We start from the raw sequence: 6,727 nt of genomic DNA on the forward strand, positions 1-6,727 counted from the left end.
GCGATGCCGACTCTGGAGGCCCCCCATGAATCACCCCCGTTCTCGGGGCTGGGCAGGCACGATGCGGCACCTGGCGCTACCGGCGCTGGCACTGGCCGTAGTGGCGACGATCCCGCTGAGCAGCGGATCGAGCGCCTCTTCCACCCCGGCGTGGAACCCCCTCACGCCCGTGTCGGTGAACATGGCCGCGGCGGCTCCGGCCGACCACACGGCGTACGGCAACCTTCTCGCGTTCAACGACTTCCACGGCGCGATCGACCCGCCGACCGGCAGCGGCGCGGCGGTGCTGGGCACCCCCGCGGGCGGTGTCGAATACCTGGCCCACTGGGTCAAGAAGCTGCGTGCCGAGGGCGAGGCGGCCGGCCAGGAGGTCGTCACCGTCGGCGCGGGCGACATGATCGGCGCCACCCCGCTGGTCAGCGCGGCGTTCCACGACGAGCCCAGCATCGAGCTGCTCAGCGAGCTCGGCCTGGACGTCAGCTCGGTCGGCAACCACGAGTTCGACGAGGGCGTCACCGAGCTCAAGCGCATGCAGCACGGCGGCTGCCACCCGGTCGAGGGCTGCTTCGCCGGCGACGGCTTCGACGGCGCGGAGTTCCAGTACCTCGCCGCGAACGTCACCGACAAGCGCACCAAGCTGCCCATCCTGCCGCCGGTCGACGTGAAGATCATCGACGGCGTGCCGGTCGGCTTCATCGGCATGACGCTGGAGGGCACCCCGGGCATCGTGAACCCGGCGGGCATCACCACGGTCGACTTCCGCGACGAGATCGAGACCGCGAACCTGTGGAGCGGCCTGCTCCGCCTGCTCGGCGTCAAGGCGCAGGTGCTGCTGCTGCACGAGGGCGGCCAGCAGGGCGCCACCGGCAACGTCTCCACCTGTGACGGGTTCACCGGCGTGATCTCCCCGATCGTGGCCGGCCTGCGCGACGAGATCGGCGTCGTGGTCTCCGGCCACACCCACCGCTTCTACTCGTGCCAGCTGCCCAACAAGTCGGGCAAGCCCGTCGTCGTCACCAGCGCAGGCACCAACGGCCAGCTGGTCACCGACATCACGCTGACCATGGACCGGCGCAGCCGCACCTTCACCTCGATCGAGGCGCACAACGTCGTGACCGAGAACGGTGTGCGCAACGCCGACGGCACCTGGCAGACCACCGCACCCGGCGTGTTCGTGCGCAACCCCGCGCTGGTCGACCCGGCCGCCAAGGCGATCGCGGACAAGTACCGCACCGCCGTCGCGCCGCTGGCCAACCGGGTCGTCGGTAGCATCTCCGCCGACATCGTGCGCGACGTGCAGCCCAGCGGGGAGAGCCCGCTCGGCGACGTCATCGCCGACGCCCAGCTGGCTTACACCGCCTCCGCCGGGGCGCAGCTCGCGCTGATGAACCCGGGCGGCATCCGGGCGCCGCTCACCTTCGCGAACTCGCCCGGTGGCGAGCCCGCGGGCCAGGTCACGTACGGCGAGGCGTTCACCGTCCAGCCGTTCAACAACCTGGTGGTGACCTACTCGCTGACCGGGGCGCAGCTCGACGCGGTGCTGGAGCAGCAGTTCGCCGGCCACGCCGGGCAGAACACCACCAAGATCCTGCAGATCTCGGCGGGCTTCGCGTACTCGTACGACAGCACCCTGCCGCTCGGCAGCCGGGTCTCCGGCCTGACGCTGAACGGCACGCCGATCGACCCGGCGGCGACCTACAAGGTCACCACGAACGACTTCCTGGCCAACGGCGGCGACAACTTCACGGCGCTGACCGCGGGCACGGGCCGGGTCTACGCGCCCGGTTTCGACGTCGACGCGCTGGTGGCGCACCTGGCCACCGGCCCGGTCACCCCGGGGCCGGCCAATCGCATCACCAAGCTCGGCTGAGCGCCGCGCGGATAGATCAAGGTCTCACATGATGGTCGACGTGCTTGCGTGGCGAGGTATCCATGGCATACTTGGCAACGTGATCAACCAGGCGTTCTACTTTACCTATGGCTCCGGGAACCCGGCAGTCGTAGGTCGCGCCTGAGCACACAGACCTCACGAAAAGCCCCGGGCTCCCAGAGCCCGGGGCTTTTCGCCTTGTCCCGGCCACTGGTGAGCGACAATCCCACTGAGGAGTCCCACATGAGCGCCATCGCCCACGAGACCGGCACCACCGCGCCGGAGGCAGCCACCGAGATCACCTCGATGCGGGAGCGCATCGACCAGATCGACGCCGCCCTCATCGCGCTGTGGAAGGAGCGTGCCGCGATCTCCCAGCAGGTCGGCAAGACCCGCGTCGCCTCCGGCGGCACCCGCCTGGTGCTCAGCCGCGAACGCGAGATCATGGACCGCTTCCGCGCCGAACTGGGCCCCGACGGCACCCAGCTCGCCCTCCTCATCCTCCGCGCCGGCCGCGGCCCGCTGTAACCAGCCGCCCCACCCGCACCAAGGCCCGCCGCGCTTTGCAATCGACGTTGGCCTATTACATCGACTGGGCGTAGATCGAATTCGATGAGATAGGCCAACGTCGATTGCGAGACGGCGGCGGCGGGTCGCACCGGCCCGGTCCGCGCGCCTGTTCCGTGGATCATGGGTTCGGGCGCACATGCACAGGGCACCGCCCGCTGCGCGGACGGTGCCCTGCTCTATGTTGACCCGGTGGCGGGCGGTCCGGCCGGAGGCTCAACCCCACCTGACCGTTCGCCACCGGGAGACACTCCTACCCCGCGTGCACCACGTCCCGCTCCTGCGCGAAGTGGCAAGCGCTCGGGTGCCCCGAGGTGGGGCGGATCTGCAGCAGCGGCGTCTCCGTCGCGCAGATCTCCTGGGCCTTCCAGCACCGGGTGCGGAAACGGCAGCCCGACGGCGGGTTGGCCGGCGACGGGACGTCGCCCTCCAGCCGGATGACCGCCTTGCGCTGACGCGCCGTCGGGTCCGGCACCGGCACCGCGGACAGCAGAGCCTGCGTGTACGGGTGGGTCGGCCGCACGTAGATGTCGTCGTCCGTGCCGACCTCGACCATCTTGCCGAGGTACATCACACCGACGCGGTCGGCGATGTGGCGCACCACCGACAGGTCGTGCGCGATGAAGATGTACGACAGGTTGAATTCCGTCTGGAGCTGGTCCAGCAGGTTCATGACCTGTGCCTGGATCGACACGTCGAGTGCCGACACGGGCTCGTCGCAGACGATGACCTCCGGCTTGAGCGCCAGGGCCCGGGCGATGCCGATGCGCTGGCGCTGACCGCCGGAGAACTGGTGCGGGTACCGGTTGATGTGCTCGGGGTTGAGACCGACCACGTCGAGCAGTTCCTGCACCTTGCGCCGCCGGTCGCCCTTGGGCGCGGCGTCGGGGTGGATCTCGAAAGGCTCCCCGACGATGTCGCCCACGGTCATTCGCGGGTTGAGCGAGGTGTACGGGTCCTGCATGACCAGCTGGATGTTGCGGCGCAGCTTGCGCTGCTCCGCCGGGCTGAGCCGCAGCACGTCCCGGCCCTGGTAGCGCACCTCGCCCGAGGTGGGCTTCTCCAGGTTCATCAGCAGCTTGGCCAGCGTCGACTTGCCGCAGCCCGACTCGCCGACGATGCCCAGGGTCTCACCCTTGTGCAGGTCGAGCGAGACGCCGTCGACCGCCTTGATCTGCCCGATGGTGCGTTTGAAGACGATGCCCTGGCGGATCGGGAAGTGCTTGACCAGGTCGCGTACTTCGAGGATCACTTCACTCACGGCCGTACAGCTCCTCTGCGAAGTGACAGGCACTGGCCCGGACGCCGCCCAGCTCGACCAGCGCGGGGCGCTCGGCCGAACAGATGTCCTTCGCCATCCGGCACCGCGGGTGGAACGCGCAGCCCGAGGGGATGCGCAGCAGGTTGGGCGGCAGGCCCTTGATGGTGTTGAGCTCCTGGCCCTTGAGGTCCAGGCGCGGCAGCGAGTCCAGCAGGGCCAGCGTGTACGGGTGGCAGGGCTTGCCGTACAGCGCGTGCACGTCGGCCTGCTCCACGATCCGGCCCGCGTACATGACCGCGATCCGGTCCGCGACGTCGGCGACCACGCCGAGGTCGTGGGTGATCAGGATCATGCCCATGTTCCGGTCGCGGCGGATCTCCGCCAGCAGGTCCATGATCTGGGCCTGCACCGTCACGTCGAGCGCCGTGGTGGGCTCGTCCGCGATCAGCACCTCGGGGTCCAGCGCCAGCGCCATGGCGATCATGACGCGCTGGCGCATGCCGCCGGAGAACTGGTGCGGGAAGTCCTTCAGGCGCGTCTTCGCCGCCGGGATCTTGACCAGGTCCAGCAGCTCCGTGGCGCGCTTGTACCCGTCGGCGCGGCTCATGCCCCGCCGCTTGCGGAACAGCTCGGCGATCTGGAACCCGACCGTGAAGACCGGGTTCAGCGCCGAGAGCGCGTCCTGGAACACCATCGCGATGCCCTCGCCGCGGACCAGCCGGCGCTCGTCCTTGCCCATGGTGAGCAGGTCCTTGCCGCGGAAGCGGATGGAACCGCCCGTCACGAAGCCCGGCGGGGTGTCGAGGATGCCCATGATGGTCTGCGCCGTGACGCTCTTGCCGGAGCCGGACTCGCCCAGCACCGCCAGCGTCTCGCCCGCGTCCACGTGGTACGACACTCCGTTGATCACCTTCGCGACGCCGTCGCGGGTGCGGAACTCCACGTGGAGGTTCTCGACCTCGAGCAGGTGGCCGCCCGAGCGGCCGTCGACGCCCTGTACCGGCGCCGTCTTCACCTTGATGTCACTCACGTCGCTCTCCTAGCGCAGCTTCGGGTCGAGTGCGTCGCGCACGGCGTCGCCGAGCATGACGAAGCTGAGCACCGCGATGGCCAGGAATGCGGCAGGGAAGGCCATCATGTACGGAGCGGCCTCCATGAACTGCCGGCTTTGCCCGATCATGATGCCCCAGGAGACGACCGGCTCCCGCAGGCCGACACCGAGGAAGGACAGCGTCGCCTCGGCGCCGATGTACGCGCCGAGCGTGATCGTGCCGACGACCACCATCGGGGCGACGGAGTTGGGCAGGACGTGCCGGAAGACGACCCGGCCCGGCCGGGCGCCCAGCGCCTGAGCGGCGTGCACGTAGTCCAGCTGCTTGGTCGACAGCACCGCCGCCCGCATGATGCGGGCGAACGACGGCCAGCCCAGCGCCACGAACGTGGCGATCACCAGGCTGGTGATGCGGAACGCGCTCGGGTTGCTCTGCACCGGGGCGAAGGTCGACAGGATCACCAGCGCGCCGAGCACGAACGGCAGGCCGAGGAAGATGTCGCCGAACCGCGCCAGCAGCGTGTCCGTCCACCCGCCCAGGTAGCCGCTCAGGATGCCGAAGAACCCGCCCAGCAGCATGTTGCCGATGACCGCGGACAGACCGACCACGATCGAGGCGCGGGCGCCGTAGATCGTGCGGGCGTAGATGTCCTGGCCCTGCACGTTGTAGCCGAACTGGCCACCCTTGCCGAACTGGAACCAGGCCCCGAAGTCGGGCTTGGTCAGGCTCCGGTTGAGGTCCGCGGCCGCCGGGTCGACGGAACTGAACAGCGACGGGAACGCCGCCATCAGCACGAAGATCATGATCAGGATCGCCGAGATCACGAACAGCGGCTTGCGGCGCAGCTCGTACCAGGCGTCCGTCCACAGGCTACGGGGCTTGTCCTTCTTGTCTTTCTGGGGAGCCTGCTCCGCGACGGCCGGGGTCACCGGCATCGGGGCGGCTTCGGCCGTGGGGGTGGCCACTTCAGGGCTACTCATAGCGGATCCTCGGGTCCAGGACCCCGTACAGAAGGTCGACGAGCAGGTTGACGACGAGGTAGACGAGCACGAGGATCGCCACGATCGAGACCACGACGCCGGACTGCCTGCGGTTGATCGAGTCGAACAGCAGGCCGCCGATGCCGCGGATGTTGAAGATGCCCTCGGTGACGATGGCGCCGCCCATGAGCGAGCCGAGGTCGAGGCCGAGCCAGGTGACCACGGGGATCATCGAGTTGCGCAGCGTGTGCACACCGGTGACGCGGCTCGGGGTCAGGCCCTTGGCGACCGCGGTCCGCACGTAGTCGGCCCGCCGGTTCTCCACCAGGTTCACCCGTGTCAGCCGGGTGATGTAGGCCAGTGACCCGCTGCCCAGGATGAGTCCTGGAATGATCAGTTCCACCAGCGGCGCCTCCGGCGACACCGAGGACAGATTCAGCGAGTAGCGGGCCACGAGGCCGATCACGAAGATCGGCAGCGCGATCAGGACCAGCGTCGACACCAGCACCAGGTTGTCGATGAAGCTGCCCCGGCGCAGGCCGGTGAGCACACCGGCGGTGATGCCGATCAGCGCCTCCGCGGCCACGGCCACCAGCGCGAGCTTGATGGACACCGGGAACGCCTGGCCCAGCAGCTCGCCGATCTCGGTGCCGTTGAAGGTCTGGCCGAACTCGCCACGCAGCAGGTTGGTCAGGTAGTTCAGGTACTGGATCGGCAGCGGGTCGTCCAGGCCGAACTTGTCGGTCATGAAGTCGACGTACGCCTGCGGGCACTGCCGCTCGCCGCATCGTCCTGCAAAGGGGTCACCTGGTAGTCCCCACACCAGGAACCAGATGAGAAAGGTGGTGCCGATGAAGACAGGGATCGCCTGCAGCAAACGGCGGAGGGCATATCGCCCCATGACTACTCCTCACTGAGCCTCGCCGAGATAGGGCCGACCCCACATGCCACAGCGGTCACCCGCCGCGTCACCTGGGGTCGGACCCGCCGGCGTGCC

Annotated in this window: 6 protein-coding genes; 2 read left to right on the forward strand and 4 right to left on the reverse strand. The window is 69.0% G+C overall.

The features are described from left to right. The first annotated feature begins 61 nt into the window (after nt 1–61). Together Cco03nite_RS34220 and Cco03nite_RS34225 are read left to right on the forward strand one after the other, a co-directional pair. Complete coding sequence (locus Cco03nite_RS34220) at nt 62–1,870, forward strand: bifunctional metallophosphatase/5'-nucleotidase (protein WP_486303446.1); 1,809 nt, start codon at nt 62–64, stop codon at nt 1,868–1,870. A gap of 210 nt (nt 1,871–2,080) precedes the next feature. Next, nucleotides 2,081–2,398, forward strand: coding sequence for a chorismate mutase (locus Cco03nite_RS34225; protein ID WP_275412097.1), 318 nt, complete (start codon nt 2,081–2,083; stop codon nt 2,396–2,398). Between the two features lie 292 nt (nt 2,399–2,690). On the opposite strand, the gene Cco03nite_RS34230 is transcribed toward Cco03nite_RS34225, so the two are convergent. The 4 genes from Cco03nite_RS34230 to Cco03nite_RS34245 are packed head-to-tail and all read right to left on the reverse strand — an operon-like array spanning nt 2,691 to nt 6,631. Then, nucleotides 2,691–3,698, reverse strand: coding sequence for an ABC transporter ATP-binding protein (locus Cco03nite_RS34230; RefSeq protein ID WP_203697996.1), 1,008 nt, complete (start codon nt 3,696–3,698; stop codon nt 2,691–2,693). Then, nucleotides 3,691–4,728: an ABC transporter ATP-binding protein gene (locus Cco03nite_RS34235; protein WP_203697997.1), complete on the reverse strand. Its 1,038-nt coding sequence runs from the start codon at nt 4,726–4,728 to the stop codon at nt 3,691–3,693. The genes Cco03nite_RS34230 and Cco03nite_RS34235 overlap by 8 nt, the downstream gene beginning before the upstream one ends. 9 nt (nt 4,729–4,737) lie before the next feature. Continuing rightward, entirely contained in the window at nt 4,738–5,730 is a 993-nt protein-coding gene (locus tag Cco03nite_RS34240) for an ABC transporter permease (protein ID WP_203697998.1), read from the reverse strand. Beyond that, nucleotides 5,723–6,631 carry an ABC transporter permease gene (locus tag Cco03nite_RS34245; RefSeq protein WP_203698000.1) on the reverse strand — a complete coding sequence of 303 codons (909 nt, stop codon included), beginning with the start codon at nt 6,629–6,631 and terminating at the stop codon, nt 5,723–5,725. The genes Cco03nite_RS34240 and Cco03nite_RS34245 overlap by 8 nt, the downstream gene beginning before the upstream one ends. Nucleotides 6,632–6,727 lie beyond the last annotated feature (96 nt).

It is taken from the genome of Catellatospora coxensis (genome assembly GCF_016862635.1).
GTDB classification, from domain to species: Bacteria; Actinomycetota; Actinomycetes; order Mycobacteriales; family Micromonosporaceae; genus Catellatospora; species Catellatospora coxensis.